General features: G+C 49.5%; 18 protein-coding genes and 5 pseudogenes. 15 read left to right on the top strand and 8 right to left on the bottom strand.

The window, feature by feature from the left end:
- Position 1: 1 nt before the first annotated feature.
- The 4 genes and pseudogenes from HV229_RS07710 to HV229_RS07690 all read left to right on the top strand — a co-directional run.
- Positions 2–265: pseudogene (locus HV229_RS07710) on the top strand (ArsC/Spx/MgsR family protein); the annotation flags it as partial.
- A gap of 410 nt (positions 266–675) precedes the next feature.
- Positions 676–1,023: an IS66 family insertion sequence element accessory protein TnpB gene (gene tnpB, locus HV229_RS07700; protein WP_000609174.1), complete on the top strand. Its 348-nt coding sequence runs from the start codon at positions 676–678 to the stop codon at positions 1,021–1,023.
- 49 nt (positions 1,024–1,072) lie between these two features.
- Positions 1,073–2,608, top strand: coding sequence for an IS66 family transposase (locus HV229_RS07695; protein ID WP_016239903.1), 1,536 nt, complete (start codon positions 1,073–1,075; stop codon positions 2,606–2,608).
- A 36-nt stretch (positions 2,609–2,644) separates the two neighbouring features.
- Positions 2,645–2,725 (top strand): annotated as a pseudogene (locus tag HV229_RS07690) (arsenate reductase); the annotation flags it as partial.
- A gap of 190 nt (positions 2,726–2,915) precedes the next feature.
- Here the strand turns inward: HV229_RS07690 and HV229_RS07685 are convergent.
- From HV229_RS07685 to HV229_RS07650, 8 genes and pseudogenes are all read right to left on the bottom strand, one after another.
- Positions 2,916–4,817 (bottom strand): annotated as a pseudogene (locus tag HV229_RS07685) (hypothetical protein); the annotation flags it as partial.
- A gap of 24 nt (positions 4,818–4,841) precedes the next feature.
- Positions 4,842–5,539 (bottom strand): IS1 family transposase gene (locus tag HV229_RS07680; RefSeq protein ID WP_223335778.1). Its coding sequence is split into 2 segments (ribosomal slippage): positions 4,842–5,290 and positions 5,290–5,539, totalling 699 coding nucleotides; the frame shifts between segments, so codons are not numbered across the junction.
- A gap of 60 nt (positions 5,540–5,599) precedes the next feature.
- Positions 5,600–6,214 (bottom strand): annotated as a pseudogene (locus HV229_RS07675) (hypothetical protein); the annotation flags it as partial.
- A gap of 36 nt (positions 6,215–6,250) precedes the next feature.
- The gene (locus tag HV229_RS07670) at positions 6,251–7,696 is read right to left on the bottom strand and encodes a hypothetical protein (RefSeq protein ID WP_181547196.1); all 1,446 of its coding nucleotides are present in this window, start codon (positions 7,694–7,696) and stop codon (positions 6,251–6,253) included.
- Positions 7,696–8,541 carry a hypothetical protein gene (locus HV229_RS07665; protein ID WP_047738096.1) on the bottom strand — a complete coding sequence of 282 codons (846 nt, stop codon included), beginning with the start codon at positions 8,539–8,541 and terminating at the stop codon, positions 7,696–7,698. The genes HV229_RS07670 and HV229_RS07665 overlap by 1 nt, the downstream gene beginning before the upstream one ends.
- 34 nt (positions 8,542–8,575) lie before the next feature.
- On the bottom strand, positions 8,576–9,454 hold the full coding sequence (locus tag HV229_RS07660; protein ID WP_181547194.1) for a WYL domain-containing protein: 879 nt from the start codon (positions 9,452–9,454) through the stop codon (positions 8,576–8,578).
- Between the two features lie 304 nt (positions 9,455–9,758).
- The gene (locus HV229_RS07655) at positions 9,759–10,370 is read right to left on the bottom strand and encodes an inovirus Gp2 family protein (protein ID WP_181547692.1); all 612 of its coding nucleotides are present in this window, start codon (positions 10,368–10,370) and stop codon (positions 9,759–9,761) included.
- Between the two features lie 383 nt (positions 10,371–10,753).
- Positions 10,754–10,960, bottom strand: coding sequence for an AlpA family transcriptional regulator (locus HV229_RS07650; protein ID WP_181547192.1), 207 nt, complete (start codon positions 10,958–10,960; stop codon positions 10,754–10,756).
- A gap of 394 nt (positions 10,961–11,354) precedes the next feature.
- Here HV229_RS07650 and HV229_RS07645 point away from each other — a divergent pair, with 394 nt between their 5' ends.
- From HV229_RS07645 to HV229_RS07595, 11 genes and pseudogenes are all read left to right on the top strand, one after another.
- On the top strand, positions 11,355–12,266 hold the full coding sequence (locus HV229_RS07645) for a hypothetical protein (RefSeq protein WP_181547190.1): 912 nt from the start codon (positions 11,355–11,357) through the stop codon (positions 12,264–12,266).
- A 90-nt stretch (positions 12,267–12,356) separates the two neighbouring features.
- Positions 12,357–13,220 carry a GTPase family protein gene (locus HV229_RS07640; RefSeq protein ID WP_181547188.1) on the top strand — a complete coding sequence of 288 codons (864 nt, stop codon included), beginning with the start codon at positions 12,357–12,359 and terminating at the stop codon, positions 13,218–13,220.
- An 89-nt stretch (positions 13,221–13,309) separates the two neighbouring features.
- Positions 13,310–14,137 carry a DUF932 domain-containing protein gene (locus HV229_RS07635; RefSeq protein WP_181547186.1) on the top strand — a complete coding sequence of 276 codons (828 nt, stop codon included), beginning with the start codon at positions 13,310–13,312 and terminating at the stop codon, positions 14,135–14,137.
- Between the two features lie 226 nt (positions 14,138–14,363).
- Positions 14,364–15,050 carry a WYL domain-containing protein gene (locus HV229_RS07630; protein ID WP_047738081.1) on the top strand — a complete coding sequence of 229 codons (687 nt, stop codon included), beginning with the start codon at positions 14,364–14,366 and terminating at the stop codon, positions 15,048–15,050.
- A 72-nt stretch (positions 15,051–15,122) separates the two neighbouring features.
- Positions 15,123–17,966, top strand: coding sequence for an Ag43/Cah family autotransporter adhesin (locus HV229_RS07625; protein ID WP_181547184.1), 2,844 nt, complete (start codon positions 15,123–15,125; stop codon positions 17,964–17,966).
- A gap of 141 nt (positions 17,967–18,107) precedes the next feature.
- Positions 18,108–18,572: an antirestriction protein gene (locus HV229_RS07620; RefSeq protein ID WP_181547182.1), complete on the top strand. Its 465-nt coding sequence runs from the start codon at positions 18,108–18,110 to the stop codon at positions 18,570–18,572.
- Between the two features lie 8 nt (positions 18,573–18,580).
- On the top strand, positions 18,581–19,063 hold the full coding sequence (radC, locus tag HV229_RS07615; protein WP_181547180.1) for a DNA repair protein RadC: 483 nt from the start codon (positions 18,581–18,583) through the stop codon (positions 19,061–19,063).
- Positions 19,064–19,071: 8 nt separating this feature from the next.
- The gene (locus tag HV229_RS07610) at positions 19,072–19,293 is read left to right on the top strand and encodes a DUF987 domain-containing protein (protein WP_181547178.1); all 222 of its coding nucleotides are present in this window, start codon (positions 19,072–19,074) and stop codon (positions 19,291–19,293) included.
- A gap of 17 nt (positions 19,294–19,310) precedes the next feature.
- A complete protein-coding gene (locus HV229_RS07605; RefSeq protein ID WP_115615054.1) occupies positions 19,311–19,628 on the top strand; it encodes a type IV toxin-antitoxin system YeeU family antitoxin in 318 nt (105 codons plus the stop codon).
- A 20-nt stretch (positions 19,629–19,648) separates the two neighbouring features.
- Positions 19,649–19,990: a TA system toxin CbtA family protein gene (locus HV229_RS07600; RefSeq protein WP_114263376.1), complete on the top strand. Its 342-nt coding sequence runs from the start codon at positions 19,649–19,651 to the stop codon at positions 19,988–19,990.
- 147 nt (positions 19,991–20,137) lie between these two features.
- Positions 20,138–20,359 (top strand): annotated as a pseudogene (locus HV229_RS07595) (transposase); the annotation flags it as partial.
- Positions 20,360–20,513: the final 154 nt, after the last annotated feature.

Genomic DNA, 20,513 nt, shown 5'->3' with positions numbered 1-20,513 from the left:
GGATATGGGGATTACGGTACGGGCACTGCAGCGTAAAAGCGTCGAGCCTTATGAGGAACTGGATCTTGCAGAAAATAAATTTACTGACGATCAGCTCATCGACTTTATGTTGCAACATCCGATTCTGATTAACCGTCCGATTGTGGTGACGCCACTGGGAACTAAACTGTGCCGTCCGTCCGAGGTAGTTCTGGATATCCTTCCAGATGCTCGTAAGCGTCGTCTGAGTACCGTCTGGTCCCGAATCCAGGATCCTGTAACTTAAGCACCCACTTATTTTGCAGGTGGACACCTCATGCGCGCTAAAGAAAGACTTCCCCGGAAACACTATTCCCCTGAATTCAAAATGGAACTGGTCAGGCTGGCTCTTGAAGAAGAAGGCAGTATTGCCGCACTGGCCCGGAAACATGACGTCAATGATAACCTGCTCTTTAAATGGATAAGGCTCTGGCAGCGTGAAGGGCGGGTCTGTCGGCCCCGAAAAAACTCATCGTCGCTTCCTGCCCTGATACCCGTGCAGCTTCAGGCGGGCTCTTCTCTCCCAACCTTCGAACTACCATCCTGCTCTCCTCCCGCTACCTGCCACATAAAATGTCGGGGAGGAGAAATAACACTGACTCATCCCTCTGCTGAACTCATGAGCACTGTCCTGCGCGAACTGATGCGGGGGCCGGTATGATAAATCTTCCCGCAGGCACAAAAATCTGGCTGGTTGCCGGTATCACCGATATGCGCAACGGCTTCAATGGCCTCGCCGCAAAGGTGCAGACCGCGCTGAAAGATGACCCGATGTCCGGCCACGTCTTCATCTTCCGGGGACGCAGCGGCAGTCAGGTAAAACTGCTCTGGTCCACCGGCGATGGTCTGTGCCTGCTGACAAAGCGACTGGAACGTGGTCGCTTCGCCTGGCCCTCAGCCCGCGATGGCAAAGTGTTCCTGACGCCGGCGCAACTGGCGATGCTGATGGAAGGTATCGACTGGCGACAGCCAAAGCGGTTACTGACATCCCTGACCATGTTGTAGCGCTCTTTATCCTGGTTGTCGCAGAATAAGCCTGGTAAAATACAGGCTTATGAACGACACCTCTTCTGACGACATCCTTCTGCTGAAACAGCGCCTGGCCGAACAGGAAGCGTTGATCCACGCCCTGCAGGAAAAGCTGAGCAACCGGGAACGCGAAATAGACCATCTGCAGGCGCAACTGGATAAGCTGCGCCGGATGAACTTCGGCAGTCGTTCCGAAAAGGTATCCCGCCGTATCGCGCAAATGGAAGCTGACCTGAACCTGCTGCAGCAGGAAAGCGATACGCTGACCGGCCGGGTGGATGACCCGGCAGTGCAGCGCCCGCTGCGTCAGACCCGCACCCGCAAACCGTTCCCTGAGTCACTCCCACGGGATGAGAAGCGGCTGCTGCCGACTGAGCCGTGTTGCCCGGAGTGCGGTGGTTCGCTGAGTTACCTGGGTGAGGATGCCGCCGAACAGCTGGAGCTGATGCGCAGCGCCTTCCGGGTTATCCGGACAGTCCGTGAAAAGCATGCCTGCCGTCGGTGCGATCGCATCGTTCAGGCCCCGGCTCCTTCGCGCCCCATCGAACGGGGGATCGCCGGACCGGGGCTGCTGGCCCGAGTGCTGACCTCAAAGTATGCAGAGCACACACCGCTGTATCGCCAGTCGGAGATCTATGCCCGCCAGGGTGTAGTGTTGAGTCGTTCTGTACTGTCGGGCTGGGTGGATGCGTGTTGTCGTCTGCTGGCACCGCTGGATGAAGCCCTTCAGCACTATGTCCTGACCGACGGCAAACTCCATGCTGACGATACGCCTGTCCCGGTGCTGTTGCCGGGCAATAAGAAGACGAAGACCGGGCGCTTATGGACGTACGTTCGAGACGACCGCAACGCCGGATCAGCGCTGGCCCCCGCAGTGTGGTTCGCTTACAGCCCGGACAGAAAAGGTATCCACCCTCAGACCCATCTTGCAGGCTTCAGTGGCGTACTGCAGGCTGATGCCTACGCCGGGTTCAACGAGCTCTACCGCGACGGCCATATAAAGGAAGCCGCGTGCTGGGCCCATGCCCGCCGAAAAATCCACGATGTTCACGTCCGTACCCCGTCAGCCCTGACGGAGGAGGCGCTGAAACGGATCGGCGAGCTGTATGCCATCGAGTCGGAGCTCAGAGGTAAAAGAGCAGAGGAACGGCAGGCAGTCCGGCACCAAAAAGTGCTGCCGCTGCTGGCGTCACTGGAGGGGTGGCTGCGGGAGAAACAGAAAACCCTCTCAAGGCACTCAGAACTGGCGAAGGCGTTCGGGTATGCGCTGAACCAGTGGCCGGCGCTGATCCGCTATGCAGAAGATGGCTGGGTGGAGGTGGATAATAACATTGCCGAAAACGCCCTACGACGGGTCAGTCTGGGGAGAAAAAACTGGCTGTTCTTCGGCTCGGATCATGGTGGTGAGCGCGGTGCGTCACTGTACAGTCTTATCGGGACGTGCAAATTAAACGGCGTGGATCCGGAACGCTATCTGCATTATGTACTTGATGTCATCGCCGACTGGCCTGTGAACCGGGTGGGTGCTCTGCTCCCGTGGCGGGTTACTCTGCCTGCCTGACCAGCTTCACTTCGTCAATACGGTTCTCACTGCACGCTTACAGATGCTCAGAAAGCGGCTTTCACCAAGGAAGACGGTGAGAAGGTTATTGATGATGCAGGTAAACGGCTGAAATAAACATTAAGGGGGCAATTGCCCCCATATTTGTTAATTCTTCATACCCTTCCGAAAGTCTGTTCGAATCAGTTCATTATGATGATTACCATTGTTTATTCTGGATTTTACAATGGTATCATGGGGTTAATGGTATTTAAGTTTGCTTCATCTAGAGCACCATATCACGATGGTAATGAATTTATACCTTTCATTATGCAACAGCAGATAATGAAACCGATGTATCAAGCTGATCGACCATTTCGCAGATTTGCGATTGTTCATAGCTCAGGACCGGTCGTTGCTTAACCACACTTACTACAAGTGGTTTAATCAGCATATTGGCCGTTGCTCGGTCTTGCTCTTTTGCGGCGAAGATAACCTCCAGGGTTTTTTGGTCAATTACTGTTGCCAGATTCGCGTTCAGGTTTTCAAGTTCGTGTTCTGTAAGCATGAAACTTGTTGCAAGCCATGTAACCTGTTCCTGGATGAGAGCCAGTACTTTTACTCGGTCGTCTTCAACCAGTGCACCCGCTATTTTTTTGGAAATCGCTGTGGCAATCATACCGCCTAACAAGCCACCAGCTGCGCGTCCTGCTAAAGCACCGAAAGGACCTAATGGACTAAGCATCATTCCGCCAGCAATAGAACCAATTGCACCTCCAGCCACACCAGATGAAGTAACTGCCAGATTTTTTATAAATTGTGCCCCAGAAATACGACCTCGCACCATTTTGATCATATCCGGACCAGTGGTCACGGCGACCAGTGCGAAAGAAGTAACCAGTGTGCCACGCATCATCTTGTTAAGGGAGTTGAGATTGTTAGCTCCGACTCCCTGTTGAAGCGCATTACGAACTGTCGGGCTGGCAGCGGCAAAATCAATATTTTTAAGTAACCCCTGAACGGCACTGATACGGTGTAATTGCTGTACCGTCACATAAACTGTCAGTGTGCGGGTAAATGTTTTACCTGCCTGTATTGCTGCCGTTTGCAACGCAGCCTTACGATCGCCGGTATTGAGGTAGAAAATAGAAGCTGTCAGACCGAAGCTGATACCTCCAGCTGCGAGGCTGATGATAGACCCTTCCGCAATGTCGTAAGTGATAGATTCGAACGTGCCAAACTTAGTGATGTTTTGTGCCTGGCTATAAGTCAGATGTCCCTGACGTACAAGTTTTGTGGCTTCTGCAGGATCTGTAACGCCGGGGACTTTGCCATCGCGAATTTTGTTCTCCATCGTTTCAAGCGCTTTCGAATACTGGTCTTTCGGAACCTCTAACTGCATTGGGGTTCCGTTACTGTCATAATAGCGATAATTACCGTTTTGTCCGTCAAAACCAGCACCGACGCTACGTGCAGCGGTTGCACAGTATTTGGTCTGAATCTCTGAACCGTTAACCAGCCTGTCTGCACCATTTTTCGCATTATCATCACCGAGAATATGTGCATCTTTTAGTTGGATTTTGTCAGTAAGATGATTTCCCCGTTCGGCTGCAAAACCATGTCCTTGTCCTCCCACTGCAAACATTTTTTCGTTAGTATTCCAGGCCTCCGGGAGTGTCATGAGAATCAGACCGTTTGTTGCTGCACTGGAAATAAATTCAGCCTGTGGTCGCTTGTGAATTTCAATGCAGAGTTTTTCCGTTTCCCGGCAAATATCAGAGCAATACCATTCCTGGCTCTCACCACCGCCCTGGTGATTTGCGTTTTTAATCTCGCTCAAACCGCATGAAGTGCAGGTACAAAGCTCGTCGACATAGTGAAACGAGACAAATTTTCGACCATCCGAAAAAGAATAATAGTTCCCACCATCAAGATAACGGTTCAGGAGATCATCATTCGCAGCAGAGGGTAAATTCAGCCTATTACCAAAAAGGCTCCTTAGCTCATCTGATGAGTGTACAATTTTACTGTTTAACTGCTCATTAAATTCAGCCATCTTTCTTTCATACCAGGCATCATTTAAAAGCCAGTTTTCACCAGCCAGATCCTGCTCTCGAGTATCGCCCTGAAAAATATGCTGTGAGACCAACTTCAGATAGATAGTCTCTACGAATTCTGCTGAGAGGTTACTTCCTTCTTTTAGTTCCGTCAGCCAAAGTTGGTTATTGATCGCTTTTTGGGTAATGACTCCAACTTAATGATAGTGTTTTATGTTCAGATAATGCCCGATGACCTTGTCATGCAGCTCCACCGATTTTGAGAACGACAGTGACTTCCGTCCCAGCCTTGCCAGATGTTGTCTCAGATTCAGGTTATGTCGCTCAATGCGCTGAGTGTAACGCTTGCTGATAACGTGCAGCTTTCCCTTCAGGCGGGATTCATACAGCGGCCAGCCATCCGTCATCCATACCACGACCTCAAAGGCCGACAGCAGGCTCAGAAGACGCTCCAGTGTGGCCAGAGTGCGTTCACCGAATACGTGCGCCACAACCGTCTTCCGGAGCCTGTCATACGCGTAAAACAGCCAGCGCTGGCGCGATTTAGCCCCGACGTATCCCCACTGTTCGTCCATTTCCGCGCAGACGATGACGTCACTGCCCGGCTGTATGCGCGAGGTTACCGACTGCGGCCTGAGTTTTTTAAATGGCGGAAAATCGTGTTGAGGCCAACGCCCATAATGCGGGCGGTTGCCCGGCATCCAACGCCATTCATGGCCATATCAATGATTTTCTGGTGCGTACCGGGTTGAGAAGCGGTGTAAGTGAACTGCAGTTGCCATGTTTTACGGCAGTGAGAGCAGAGATAGCGCTGATGTCCGGCGGTGCTTTTGCCGTTACGCACCACCCCGTCAGTAGCTGAACAGGAGGGACAGCTGATAGAAACAGAAGCCACTGGAGCACCTCAAAAACACCATCATACACTAAATCAGTAAGTTGGCAGCATCACCGCTTTTTGCTCATTTAACCCTGTATTGATGGCATTAGTTAACTTCTTGAGTTCCTGAATTTGGTTTGCCGCATAGAACTGTGTCAGTAAGGCTGCTATCCAGTATAGCAATCCTGTCCACCACATCAGTGAAGATGAGATATTATATTGCCAGGCTATAAACGGTGTAGCCGCAGAGCAGGCCATCAAAAAGTAAGACGTATAAAAACAGCAATAATACTCTTTAAGTTTGGCATTGATATCGGCTGGTATAAGCCCGTTTTGTAGAATAGCCTTGGTTTGTACAGGTACTGCAAGCAGGCCACTGGCAAATGCAGCGGTTAAAATAAACTTCATTGAATCAAATGAATAAGCTTCGTAGGCAATATGTTTACCATCAAGTCCCCACATAAAGCTAATCACCATTCCTGCTATGGCAAGAGGTACACCCAGCAGCCAACGTGAGTGAAGCGCATAAGTTACGCGCTCTACAATATAGCCCGCCAATAAAGGTGGGCCTGCAACAATCAATGCACCCAATCCTAATATCACACCTAGAATATTGAGAGATGCCTTAAACAACGCTTTTATAATAACAAAACCGATTACCAGTAAAATTAACGCACCAATTATCTGTAGCATTGTGTTTTTATCCTTGCTGTAATTTTTATTCGAGTGCTACGCCATCATAAATGTGTCAAGATCATCCGCATTTTTGATTATCTTCGCCTCTTCAACACCGTGGGCCTGGGCAAGCGTGATGCTTACTTCCAGCAACCGGCGATTGTTTTCCACGCTAAATGCAGCTGCGGTAAGCTCACCCAGCGCCGCGAACTCGTTCAAAATTCGGTTGAGTGCTTTCTGCTCAATCTCACTTAAGCGGCATGTAAATTGCTCCATTTTTTTCGCCAGCAATTGGCGTGCTTTACTGTCCAGATTTTTAGCTACGGTAACCATAAACTTCCCTGAGATAGAACCAACCAATGCCCCCAAAACAGGCACAGGGATGATTGCCTGACCTGCGACAGACATTGCGCCAACGATGGCCGATTCCGCGCAGATGATAAGGCCAAGATCGGTAAATTCATCAGCATTAATCTCACCGCGCTGATAGGAGAGAGCAAGATTGCTTACACCTTTAGCGGCAGTGACCAGCGCGCTGGCGAACGGTGCTCCCAGAGAGGCATAATTGGTCAGGGTATAAATTGCTCCGGCGGATACACCGCCAATAGCGGCACCTTTCAATGTATCTAAGCCGACATCCTGCCAGTCCTGTCTGTTGAAATCTCCACGAAATATATTTTTACCGTCACGGTATTTGCTATATATACCTGTTACAAGAGCAAAGGTTCCACCGAAAGCGGCTCCCATTGCGGTTGCACGCATGCCTTCACTTAGGGAGGGTTGGTGATCGTCAATAATTTCTGCTTTTTTTGCCTCGTTCTGTTCCGCTAATTCCTGATCATGTTTATCAAGCGTTTCGTCAATTTTTCCCCACTGAACATCTTTGTAATCAGAAACGCCAGGACGCACGACATCATTAAAGGATCTTCCCGTTGTACTTTCAATTTCTGCAACTTTATCCCTGATAGCCTGTATTGTTTTTTCGCTCAAGCCCTCCACCGGCTTCCCATCAATAACATCCTGAATCGTTTGCCAGGAGTCTTGGGGGATATGGTAAAAGGATTCTCCCTGGGTGAAATTGGGATAGGTTTCCATGTGCTGAAGGACATGGTTCAGGTTATTATTAATTCCGTTGATAAACTTTGACTGCACGTCAACGCCATCTATCATATAATCCGCCGGAGCGGTTCGACCCACTCCGTCAAACGTGGCGCTAAGATCAGAGGCATCCTGAACCCTTTCTTGTATTGCCTGGCGAGCATTGCGCACGCCAACTTCTACCTGCTCAGCAATTTCACCGTGTTTGGTGCTCATTGAGCCCAGGATGTTACCCGGTGACGCGATGAAATCACGCACCTTTTGCATTTGTTCGCCAGCCAACTCAAATGCACGATCCTGCTGCGATAGTTTTAACAGTTCATTATCAATGCGGGTCTGATTAATGGCGTTAACCGCGCTGCCGATAAGCTGATCGCCAACTGTATTATGGTTAATGCTCATTACTGGATTTTCTTGTTGATCAGTTTTGATAATGCATTGATATGGTTAATCAATGCCCCTAATTGATCTTTCTGATGGGTATTAAACTGGCAATAGTCTTGAGGCGCAGCCTTTTCCAGCACATCAATAATGCTTTCAGTACCATGATAGTGCTCGGATGTGAGCATCTTGAGTTCTTGCGCACCACGTTCCATCACCCGAAGTTCGCTGGTTTTTGCGCGAACCTGGCGCTCTTCCTGTTGTGCTTCATCAATGATTTTACCGTTTTTGCGACGTGCCAGTAAGGTTCCGCCAGCGATGCCTACAGCACCAATCCCCCAGCCTATTGGACCCGCCAGAGCCAGTAGTGCGCTTCCTGCTGACATGCCACCGCCACCCGCAGCCAGTGCGCCGCCGCCGAGCCATGCCAGGGCTGCATTTGTTGCGGCAGCTCCGCTTAACGTAGCAATAGCGGTACCCGTGGATGCTGTACCAAAAGTTGTTGCGACCGCCAGCGCAGCCGTAGGGGCAAATGCGGCGACCCCCGCCCCAACGGCAACCCCCGCAGCAGCCGTTCCTTTACCAATATGTGATGCGCGGTATTCTTCTTCCAGTTTTTCCACCACGTTATCAAATTCAGCGATTTCCGCTTTCAATTCGCTCCAGGATTTATCAAACTCTTTCGGTGTATTCGCCAGTCGATTAACAAAATTTTCACCACGGGCAATCAGGTCCTTACTGCATTTCTGGCGTAACAGAAAGAGGGCAGTGATCTCATCCTGGGTGTCTTTAGCCTGTACTTCATAACGGTTAGTTGCACTTTTGAGACTGGCTAATGCTTCTTTTCTTTCTGAACCACGTAACATTTTTTACTCCTGCTGTATGTTGTCAAAAATAATTTCACTGCAATGGGTTTTTCATTTCTATTATCTGCTGGTTGAGCTTCTGATAAAAACGTTGTTGTAGGCTAACCGGGGAAATAATAGTGAGATTTGGTAACCAATAACGTAATAATGGAAATAGCTGGTTTTCGTGTGCCATTTTGGTTTGCACGATCAAGTCGCCATTAGGTTCCTGACGAATTAACTTTTGGGCAGGCAGAACATTTCGACGTTTAAAAAAATGGCTTACGTCGGCTGAAATTTTAAGGAGTACAATCTGTTTATCCAAAGAAAACCAGACATCATCTTCTTCAGCAAAGTATTGTGTGATATGGGGTTGTGGTGTGAAGTGCTCTGATTTAAATTTCAGCCAATGAATTTTGGTGAGCTGGAATCCTTTAACCTTTTCATTCTCTACCGCACCGAGATACCAGACGCTCTTTATGTTAATAAGCTTATAAGGCGCGACGGTCCGATGTTTCCCTTTATAATGAAATTCACAAAGGCTATTTTCACGAATCGCTTTATCGAACACACTATAGTTATTCTCAAGTACGCGTTTCGCTTCTGGATCTCCGGGCAGCGATCTGATGATCAGTGAAGTCATGTCAGGCTGGGAGAAGATTTTTTTTACAGGGAATAACTCTGCCATCCCCAGGGCATTGATGAGATTTTGTTGTTCTTTTAGAGCCTGAGGTTTAGCGTAAGCGGGAGCCAGCCTGTAAATACCATCACCATCGGGGACGATTCTGTCGCCCAGACGATTAAGATCACGATACAAAGTGCGCTCACTGATGTTGAATTCGTCCATCATCTTCTTACGTGATACAAAACCGTACTGGTAACGTTCTGCAATAATAGCGGTTATTCTTTGTACCATTACCTCATGCCCGCTCATGCGCGTTCTCCTTGTAATTTTTCCTTGAGATTACCAGTCGCTACTGACAGGGCATGTCAGTAGCGACTGGGGGATCATGTTTTCATATCGGCAAATTTCTCACATAACTTAAGGAGATTAAGTCGAAAAGTCAGTTAATGGCTTTTGCGGTCAATAACATAATCAGTCTCCTGCAGACAGTCGCGAGCAGCCACTCAGAGGTGAAAGAACAACTGACGTGTCAAGGCTTCAAAAGCGGAGTATGCTGAGATTCAGTCGATTAGAGCCAGGCTTAAAAATTTTTGTAGAGCTAGTTTGTTTTGCCTCAGGACTGGCTGCAGCCAAATGAGCGTTCATTCCGGCTGTATGACTTGGTGCGCTCCTTCGCAAAATAACTCAGCCTGAAAGTGAGTTTATCGTAAACCGTTTTGTAGTCTAAATTATTGACGTCCAGGTAATACAATGGGTTGTCCGGGATATGTACCAGCGTTCGATATCCGGGAGGAGGGCTCAACTGTAAAGCACTCAGCCAGGCTGCCTGTATCAGGCTGGCTAATCCAGTTCCATCTTCACCGTACACCCCTAACCCGTTGAAAGTATCTTTATTCACAAAGAGTACCATGTGGTAATGAGACTTCTTGTTTACTTCTCCAACCTCCCGGACCCAGGCGTAACGTAAATGACATGGGTAGCATCGAATACCCTGCTTTAGTTTGCTTCGATATCGTGCTTCAATCTTTGCATTAAGCGATTCTATAAATCGAGAGATAAGACCAGCCTTACATTCATCGTGGTTATCAGGAAGTCGTAGGTCTACACGGACAACCATTGTTCGTGGGTATTGTGCTGTAGCGTTATTAATCACGCGAAGCATCCGTTGCAGATACATTGTATTGAATGGGGCATGACGTTGATCAAGATAAATATCATTAAGCATCATAAATTCCTGTTGTCTGTATAAGTATCTGGGGTGATTTCTTACCTTGGGTTGACGAGGTAATTAAATGGTGATTTATGGTTTTGATTTGAATGTTTGTTAGTTTGATTTGTGGGGTTGTGTATATGTGCAGAGTGTATTGACTGTTGACTTTTATATACTTGCAATGGATGAGTGTGTTGATGGTTGGATGCGTTGTATATTGTTGTATATATTACCAATCCGGGGCGTTAATTTTAATGTGTGTCATGCAAGATGTGGTTTTATTAGCTGGTGGTCATTTATTTTTACTCCGAAGTTAACATGTGGGTTATATAATGATGTTTATGATGTAAATATGTAGTCCGATATTTAAATTGTTGGGGTGTGGGCGTAATTTCATTTCAGCTTCGCGATGCTTTAACTCGTTCTCTTAACCAATGTTCAACTTCACTCTGTAACCAGCGAGAACTTCTCCCTAGCTTAATAGGTTTTGGAAATTCACCATCTTTAATTAATTTATAGAACCACTTGTCAGTTAATCCAGTTAGGGTGGTGATAAATAACATGTCAACTAATTTGTCTTCAGTTAATAGTGTTTCAGTTATCATATTAGATTCTCCGGTTGTTATTAGTGTGGCAGAGCTCAATTTGGAATTGAGTTCGCGTTCAGGCATAACAACCGGTTGTTATGTAAAAAATATAATGAGCCTTTTAAGTGATTCTGGAAATTGAAATGTCCCTCTTCATGCATATAAAGCAGTAAGGTTTTTCATAATTCGTTATGGCTATTTCAATCTGTTTATATTTTCGCTTAGAGTTTTATATCCCTTTGTAATCCAGAACCCAAACAGTTCTTTTACTTCTTTCCCTCTGCTATCCCCCCAGTCCTCAAGAAGCCAAATTTTTGTGACCGTATACACGTTATCAGCAATAACTCATTGAGTTAATGCGCAAAAATGGGCATTTTTGTACCTATAATCACGTAGTGACAAGGGGGTAGTGGTGGTTTCATTTTATGATGAAAGGAATCTCATTTTATTTTTGTACTTTAAATTAAAGAAATTCGAGGTTGATATTCCTCCTGAGTCGTCCGAAGCAAATCTTGCAAACTATGAAAAGAGAGTGCGCAATTTATTATTGAGTGGGAAAAAAGGCTCCGAAAGAGAAGTAGATATTTTTATCAATAACACCCGGGTTGAGGCTAAAAAAGAGATTCCATGTGAAGATGAGCTTGAATGGTTCACCACAGATTCCAGGGCTAGTTACTGGTTACTTTGTAAAACAGATCAAGATCACGTTACCTCGGGTTATGCACCCTATACAGATACTTTCCCTGTTCAGGCAGGAAATTCGCTGTTAAATGAACCATTCACTTTAGGATTCGATATTCCACCGGTCCATAATCTTCGGGTGCGGCTTATCAAAGATAAAATTGTAAAAAGTATCTCTGAAGGAAATGCCAGGCAATATATTCTAAAATTACATAATGAGTGGAATGAATTAATCACAAAGAAAAATTTATTTTCTGATGTTAATGGGAAAGCAGGGGTAACCATTGACTGGTTGCTGAATTATTTGCAGGAAAATAATGTTACCTTGCAAAGGTATCGGCATGCTGAAGGAACAGAAGAAAAAATCGCATACTGTTATGCGTCATATTTTATCTGGCGTGAGGATTTTTTTAGGACTGAAGCAGAAAGAGAGCTATTCATAAGGAAATTTAAAAGTGCATTGAGCACACAGAAAAGTCGAGAGAAGAAGCGTGCAGATAAAAATAAAGCCCTTAACGTGATCATTTCTCAGGAGACTCATGACAAGCTTCGTGATATATCTGTGAGAGAAGGGATCTCAAATGCCAGAGTTATTGAATATGCCATTCATCTGGCATGGAAGCAAAAATTGAATCCACGCTGAATGTTTTTTTAGATATATATCATCCCTATGAAGGATTCAAAAAGGTAGCCATGTAAGCTGCCTTTTTATTATCAATAAGAGGGTGGTGTTATGGAAAGTAAATACGGTTATTCTTCTTTGCTAAAACCGGTATCTGGATTACCTGAATGGGTTACTGAGCATTTATTGCAACAAATAAGACAGATAACTGAGTACGAACCGGTTATAGGTATTATGGGTAAAACGGGAGCAGGCAAAAGTAGCCTTTGCAATGCCCTGTTTGCTGGTGAGGTATCGCCTGTCAGCGATGTGGTGGCCTGTACCCGGGAACCTCTGCGCTTTCGCCTTCAGGTTGGCGAGCGCGTTATGACGTTGGTGGACCTGCCCGGCGTAGGGGAAAGTAGTGCACGCGATAGCGAGTATGCCGGGCTGTACCGTGATCAGCTTCCCCGGCTCGACCTGGTGCTGTGGCTGATCAAGGCCGATGATCGGGCGCTGGCGGTGGATGAGCATTTTTATCATCAGATAATTGGTGAGTCATACCGGCATAAGGTGCTGTTTGTTATTAGTCAGTCGGACAAGACCGAACCCACTAGCGGTGGCGGTTACTTATCCACAGAGCAGAAGCAAAACATTGGCCGTAAAATTTGCCTGCTGCATGAATTGTTCCAGCCTGTTCATCCTGTATGTGCCGTATCGGTCCGGGCTAAGTGGGGATTACGAACAATGGCGGAGAGAATGATTCGCTGCCTGCCGTGCGAGGCCAGCAGCCCGGTGGTCGCGCAACTGCAGTCTCCCTTTCGCACAACAGTAGTCCAGGAAAAAGCGCGCGTTGATTTTGGTGAAACTATCGGTGCGGTGCTGGATACGGTGAGTACTTTCCCGCTGATACCGACTCCGGTGCGGACCATCATTCAGGCCATGCGCACCACCGTGGTATCAGTGGCCCGTGCTGTCTGGGATTTCTTCTTCTGAGCGTTTAATTCCAACCTGTTATTCCATGAGCCCTGTCGCCTGTGCGGCAGGGCTTTCTATTATTGTTTTCCGTTATTAGGAGTCTGCTTATGACCCGTCTGGCTTCGCGCTTTGGCGCAGCAAATCTTATCCGTCGTGACCGTCCGTTAACCCGTGAAGAGCTGTTTCGTGTGGTGCCCAGCGTTTTCAGTCAGGACAAACACGAATCCCGCAGCGAACGTTATACCTATATTCCAACCATATCCCTGCTGGACAGCCTGCAGCGCGAAGGCTTTCAGCCATTCTTTGCCTGTCAGACCCGCGTGCGTGACCCGGGGCGTCGGGAACACACCAGGCACATGCTTCGCCTGCGTCGGGAGGGGCAAATTACAGGTAAACAGGTCCCTGAAATCATTCTGCTTAACAGTCATGACGGCTCCAGCTCATACCAGATGCTGCCGGGATTATTTCGTGCGGTGTGTCAGAACGGGCTTGTCTGCGGTGAGTCGTTTGGTGAGGTGCGGGTACCACACAAAGGTGATGTGGTGAGTCAGGTGATTGAAGGGGCTTATGAAGTGCTTGGGATTTTTGACCGGGTGGAAGAGAAACGCGATGCCATGCAGTCTCTGATGCTACCGCCACCTGCGCAGCAGGCACTTGCGAAAGCAGCGCTTACGTATCGCTTTGGTGAGGACCACCAGCCTGTTACTGAATCGCAGATACTCTCCCCACGCCGCTGGCAGGATGAGAGCAATGATCTGTGGACCACTTATCAGCGTGTACAGGAAAACCTGATTAAGGGCGGGCTTAGTGGACGCAATGCTAAAGGCGGACGAACGCATACCCGTGCGGTGCGTGGCATTGACGGGGACGTAAAACTCAACCGTGCGCTGTGGGTGATGGCGGAAACGATGTTGTCACAGTTTCAGTCTGTTTAACTTCAGATTCTGCATCTGAAAAGTTAATGCCTCGTTAAAGAATGACATACCCTGTCAATTCACCTCTTCTTGTATTGCTGATTAATTGAACAAAAAAACCGGCTTACCCAGTGAGCAGTGGCTTCCTGTCCATCGAAAAATAGTTATTGCCCCGGACATACCCTGTCAGACCCCTTCTTTAGAATCATAACCCTTTCAGTCAGTTAACTCGTATGGAGAAATGATAATGACACAGACAGAGCGCCGCCACGACAGGCTGGCGATCAGGCTGTCGCTGATTATCAGTCGTCTTGTCGCAGGCGAAACGCTGGATATGCGCAGGCTGACCGCAGAGTTTGGTGTATCTGCACGTACTCTGTACCGCGATTTTCGCGAACGGCTAATGTATCTGGATCTTGAATGTAGCAACGGTTGTTACCGCCTGCGGACGGGCGTGAGTGGTGCGCAGGCCGAGCTGGATGTGCTGACCTTCGCTCACCGTACAGGTGTAGCCGATCTGTTTCCGGGGCTGGACCGTCGACTGGTCAGCCTGCTGCTGAACTGCAACGACGCGCCCTGTCTGGCGGGTGAAGCTGTGGGTATAACCAGCCCGTCAGCGTCACTGTCATTCTATCGTCTGGTCAAAGCCATTACCGCCTGCTATCGCGTCACGCTGCTCGCTGACGGACAGCGTTGCGAACGGCTGGCACCGTATCGGCTGATGATGCAGGAAGGTCACTGGTATCTGATCGCTGAATATCAGGAGCGTCCGGCTGTTTTCACCCTGAATGAAATCCATGTGGTACAGCCCACAACGGAGATATTCAGACGTAACGAGAGGCTCTGGCGGATGGCAGAGAATACCGGTTTTGCCCGGGCTCTGCCGCATTTCCGCTGCATCCAGCAGTCGCTGAATGCATTTACCTCACCCTGAAGTTTTTCACCAGCCAGCATCCACGGAGAGTGGATGCTGGCTTTTTTATTTACACACAACAAGGTTAATACGATGAAGCGAAATCTAAATACCAGTTATCGACTGGTCTGGAACGAAGTTCTCGGCGCATTTGTGGTTGTTTCAGAACTGGCAAAAGCAAAAGGAAAGCGTGCTGGCACAGTACTCACACTGGCCGTTGCCGGACTGACCTCGGGGACAGTACTGGCGGCAGAAACCTCTGTACCTGTCGGAGAGACGACTGACGGGGTGGTTATCAGCAATAACGACACACAGCTGGTTTACGGGCAGGCGAATAACACCACCATTAACACTGGGCTTGAGTACGGCAGCGATGATGAAGATAACAATCAGGGCGGCCAGTTCGTACAGGATGGTGGCGTAGCAAACCACACCACCATAAACAGTAACGGTCTTCAGGCGGTGCTTGCAGGCGGCAGTGCCAGCGATACAACGATAAATACCGGTGGTGGTCAGAGCGTACACGGTCAGTCTTCCGGTACGGTACTGAACGGTGGCGAGCAATGGGTACATTCCGGCGGGATTGCCAGCGGTACCGTCATTAATGAAGGCGGCTACATGGTAGTTAAAGGGGGGGCTCAGGCAATTGGCACCGTTGTGAATACCGGCGCACAGGGTGGTCCGGATTCGGAAAACAGCGATGGGATGTTTGTTTCTGGTACCGCAACAAATACAACCATCAATGAAAATGGCCGCCAGGTCGTTTTCGAGCAAGGGACCGTCGTCGCTACGACGGTGAATGCTGGCGGTGACCAGAGCGTTCATGGCAGTGCAGAAAATACCACGCTAAATGGCGGCTATCAGTACGTTCATTCCGGTGCGGCAGCAACGGATACCGTCATCAACAACGGTGGCTGGCAGGTAGTTAAGGACGGCGCTCAGGTCAGCGATACCACGGTCAATAACAGCGGCAGACTCAGCGTGGTGGCGGGTGGCAAAGCCTCAGATGTCATTATCAATGCCGGTGGCGCACTGGTGACAAATACGGCTGCGGATGTGTCCGGCACCAACCGGCTAGGCAGCTTCAGTGTTGATTCGGTTTCCGGTAACGCAAGCAATGTGGTGCTGGAAAATGGGGGGCGACTGGATGTCCTCACTGACAATGCCGCAGACACAACAATGGTCGATAAGGGCGGTGTGCTGGCGGTTAACAACGGCGGAACGGCGACAAACGTGACTATAAATGAGGGCGGTGCCCTGATTGCCGACAGCGGTTCAACGGTCAGCGGTACAAACGCGCGTGGTGAATTCAGTATTGATGCTGCATCTGGCAAAGCCCGTGGACTCTGGCTGGAAAACGGCGGCCGCTTTAGCGTTAAATCCGGTGCGATAGCGGAAAATACCACCGTGGGCAGCGGTGGTGAGCTAAGCGTAGAAAATGGTGGCGGATTGAGCGGTACCACCAGCCTGGCTGAGCATGCAAACCTGACGGTTACGGGGGATGTCATCAGTACCGGCACCATTGAAAATGCCGGTACGATAACCTTCGCGCCTGAGCAAAGCGATGCCGCCAGAACTCGCCTGTTTGCTGCTTCCTCTGATAATACCTTTACTCCCCGCAAGCTCACCACGACAAATCTTGTCGGCCAGGGCGGTACCATTAACATGAATATCAACCTGGCGAATCCTGACTTCCCGGCTGATATGCTGATTATCGACGGCGGGCAGGCAACGGGGAAAACCTGGCTGAACTTCACCAATGCCGGTGATGCCGGGCTGGGCCTTGCTACCTCGGGGGACGGTATCAAAGTAGTGGATGCGATTAACGGTGCCACGACGGAGGCCGGGGCCTTTGCGCTTGGCAGCAAGCTGCAGGCAGGTGCGTATAACTACATCCTGAACCACGGCGCTGCTGATGAAAACTGGTATCTGACCAGCGAAGCTGGCTATCGTGCTGAAGTTGCGCTTTATGCTTCGCTGTTTGCGCAGAGCATGGACTATGACCGCGCACTGGCAGGCAGTTACAACCAGCGCAGCGCGGTCAAAGGTGACAGCGGAGTCTGGGGACGCATCCAGGGCGGTCACATGGGACATGATAATAACGGCGGAATTGCACAGGGTGCCACACCGGAAAGCAGCGGCAGCTACGGCTTCGTACAACTGGGTGGCGACTTGCTGAGCACCTCTTCGCTGAACGCCGGTGTGTATGGTGCAGCAGGACATTCTTCCGTTGATGTAAAAGACGATGACCGCTCCCGCGCCGGGACTGCCCGTGATGATGCGTACAGCCTAGGCGGTTATCTGACCGCCGTGCATGCCACCAGTGGCCTGTGGGCGGATGTGGTGGCTCAGGGCTCTCGTCATAACCTGAAAGCGACGTCTGATGCAGACAGCTTCGCTACCCACGGCTGGGGCTGGCTGGGCTCGCTGGAAACGGGCCTGCCGTTCAATGTGACCAGTGGCCTGGTACTGGAGCCGCAGCTTCAGTATATCTGGCAGGGGCTGTTCCTGAATAACGGCCATGACAATGGAGGCTACGTGAACTTCGGTGACGGTAGCGCACAGCATATTCGCGCCGGTGTTCGCTTCGGCAGCCAGTCGGAGCTGGCCTTCGGTAACGGCACTTCCACACGGGCAGGTTTTGGCGACAGCATGAAACACAGCGTAAGCGAACTGCCGGTGAACTGGTGGGTGCGTCCGTCTGTTATTCGTACCTTCAGCTCAGACGGCGATCTGGACATGGGAACGGCTACGGCGGGTAGCAATGTTACCTTTACCCCGTCTCAGGATGGTACATCCGTTGATTTCCAGGCGGGTATTGATGCGCTCATCCGCCAGAACGTAACGCTGGGTATTCAGGGCGGCTATACCCGTAGTGTCAGCGGTAACAGCGCTGACGGTTACAACGGGCAGGCCACACTAAAAGTTGCCTTCTGATAGCTCTGCCCCACTAAAACAGAGATAACCACTCTCATCCGGCCCCTGTTGCTTATGCAGCAGGGGCTTTTTGTTTTTAACGTTATGTAATCGACTTCACGCCAGCACACAGTCGCTGGCTTTTTATTTCGGAGAAACATCATGAACGCATTCAATAGCAATAGCGTTACGCCCTTTCAGGAACAATCGCCAGCGACAGGTATTACCGCCTCTGTTGTGCCCGATCGTCAGCGGCTCTCATTCTGGCCGACACACTTTGGTTCCATTCCGCAGTGGATAATCCTGGAGCCCCGCATTTTCGCCTGGATGGACCGCTTCTGTGATGAGTACAGCGGTGGTATCTGGTCCTTTTACATGCTCAGCAATGGCGGAGCGTTTATGGCCCCTGATGCTGACAGTGACGATAAATGGCATCTGTTCAACGGCATGAACGGCAATGGTGCGGAAATGAGCGCGGAAGCCGCAGGTATCGCTGTCTGCCTGATTGAATACAGCCATCATGCCTGTCACACCGAATGCGATGCCATGACTGAGCACTATTACCGCCTGCGGGATTACGCTCTGCAGCACCCTGAATCCAGCGCCATTTTGCGCATTATTGATTAAGGATACTCATGATGGAACAGTCAATTATCCCACCTGCTCCGGCACTTCCACTGACCGCACAACGCACGGTAAAGCGTGCGTTAACGCTACTTGACCGACACCTGCGAGAAAAAGGCGTGGCATTCACCTCCACCCAAGCTGCCCGTGACTGGCTAAAGCTAAAAATGGCGGGGCTGGAACGCGAAGAGTTCATGGTGCTGTACCTGAACCAGCAGAACCAGTTGATTGCTCACGAAACCCTGTTTGCCGGTTCTATTAGCAGTACCGAGGTGCATCCCCGTGAGGTGGTTAAACGTGCCCTGTACTTCAATGCGGCAGCAGTGATACTGGCGCATAACCATCCCTCCGGCGACACCACACCCAGCCAGGCAGATAAGATCATCACGCAGCGTCTGGTGCAGGCGCTTCAGCTCGTTGATATCCGTGTGCCTGACCATCTTATCGTCGGTGGCACGCAGATATTGTCGTTCGCTGAACACGGCCTGCTTTGAGGCATTACATGAAAGTTATCAGTAAACGCCGGGCGATGATGATTTACCGTCAGCATCCGGCCTCCCGCATTTTTCGATACTGTACCGGCAGATACCAGTGGCACGGCAGTGTCTGTCATTACACCGGTAAGGTAGTTCCTGACATTCCCGGCGTGCTGGCTATATATGCCGAGCGCCGCCAGGACCGCAACGGACCTTATGCCTGTCTGAGGAGTATCACCCTGAACTGACAATAAAGAGGTTATAAATGAGCAACACCACATGGGGCCTGCAGCGGGATATCACGCCGCGCCTGGAAGCACGTCTGGTGCAGGAGGGCAACAGGCTGCACTATCTGGCTGACCGGGCCAGTATCACCGGTAAGTTCAGCGAAGCAGAATGTCTTAAGCTGGATGTGGCATTTCCGCATTTTATCAGTCAGATGGAATCGATGCTGACCACTGGTGAAATGAATCCTCGGCATGCCCACTGCGTCACCCTTTACCACAACGGTTTTACCTGCGAAGCCGACACCCTTGGCAGTTGCGGCTACGTATACATCGCAGTTTATCCCACTCAACGCTAACTAATTTCACGAGAGCAAGTATGAAAACTCTACCTGCTACAATTTCGCGGGCGGCGAAGCCCTGTCTGTCGCCAGTGGCTGTCTGGCAAATGTTACTGACACGCCTGCTGGAACAACACTATGGCCTGACACTGAACGACACGCCGTTCAGTGATGAAACTGTTATTAAGGAATATATTGATGCTGGTATCAGTCTGGCTAATGCTGTTAACTTTCTGGTGGAGAAGTACGAACTGGTTCGTATCGATCGCAGAGGATTTAGCTGGCAGGAACAATCACCTTATCTTCTGGCGGTAGATATCCTGCAAGCACGACAGGCAATTGGTTTATTGCGACGAAGTCTTAATGATGCTGTTTTGTGAGAGTTCTGAGCAGTTTTTTTGACTTAAAGCATCAGTCTTCACCCAATTTATAAAATATACATAGCACCTGCCAATAGTGGCAGGTGAATCGCCACGGGTTTAACAGACACCTCAGAGTCATTTAAGATGGCTTAAAGAGAGGTGCCCATGAGCGGTAAGCGTTATCCCGAAGAGTTTAAAACTGAAGCAGTCAAACAGGTTGTTGATCGCGGTTATTCTGTTGCCAGCGTTGCAACACGTCTCGATATCACCACCCACAGCCTTTATGCCTGGATAAAGAAGTACGGTCCGGATTCTTCCACTAATAAAGAACAGTCAGATGCTCAGGCCGAGATCCGCCGTCTCCAGAAAGAGCTGAAACGGGTTACCGGTAATGCTGTCAACCTGTTGATGACTATTTTAATCTGTAGTCATTCAATCCTTGTAACATCAGGATGATCCTGGTGTCAGTGAAAATACGAAATCAACACGTTGGTATCATTACCCACCTGTGAACTGACGTCGGCATTTTGAATCTCACTTC

It is taken from the genome of Citrobacter sp. RHBSTW-00524 (assembly GCF_013747755.1).
GTDB lineage: Bacteria > Pseudomonadota > Gammaproteobacteria > Enterobacterales > Enterobacteriaceae > Citrobacter > Citrobacter braakii.
The sequence above is the reverse complement of the archived record's forward strand: the minus strand, read 5'-3'. Positions and strand labels throughout refer to the sequence as shown.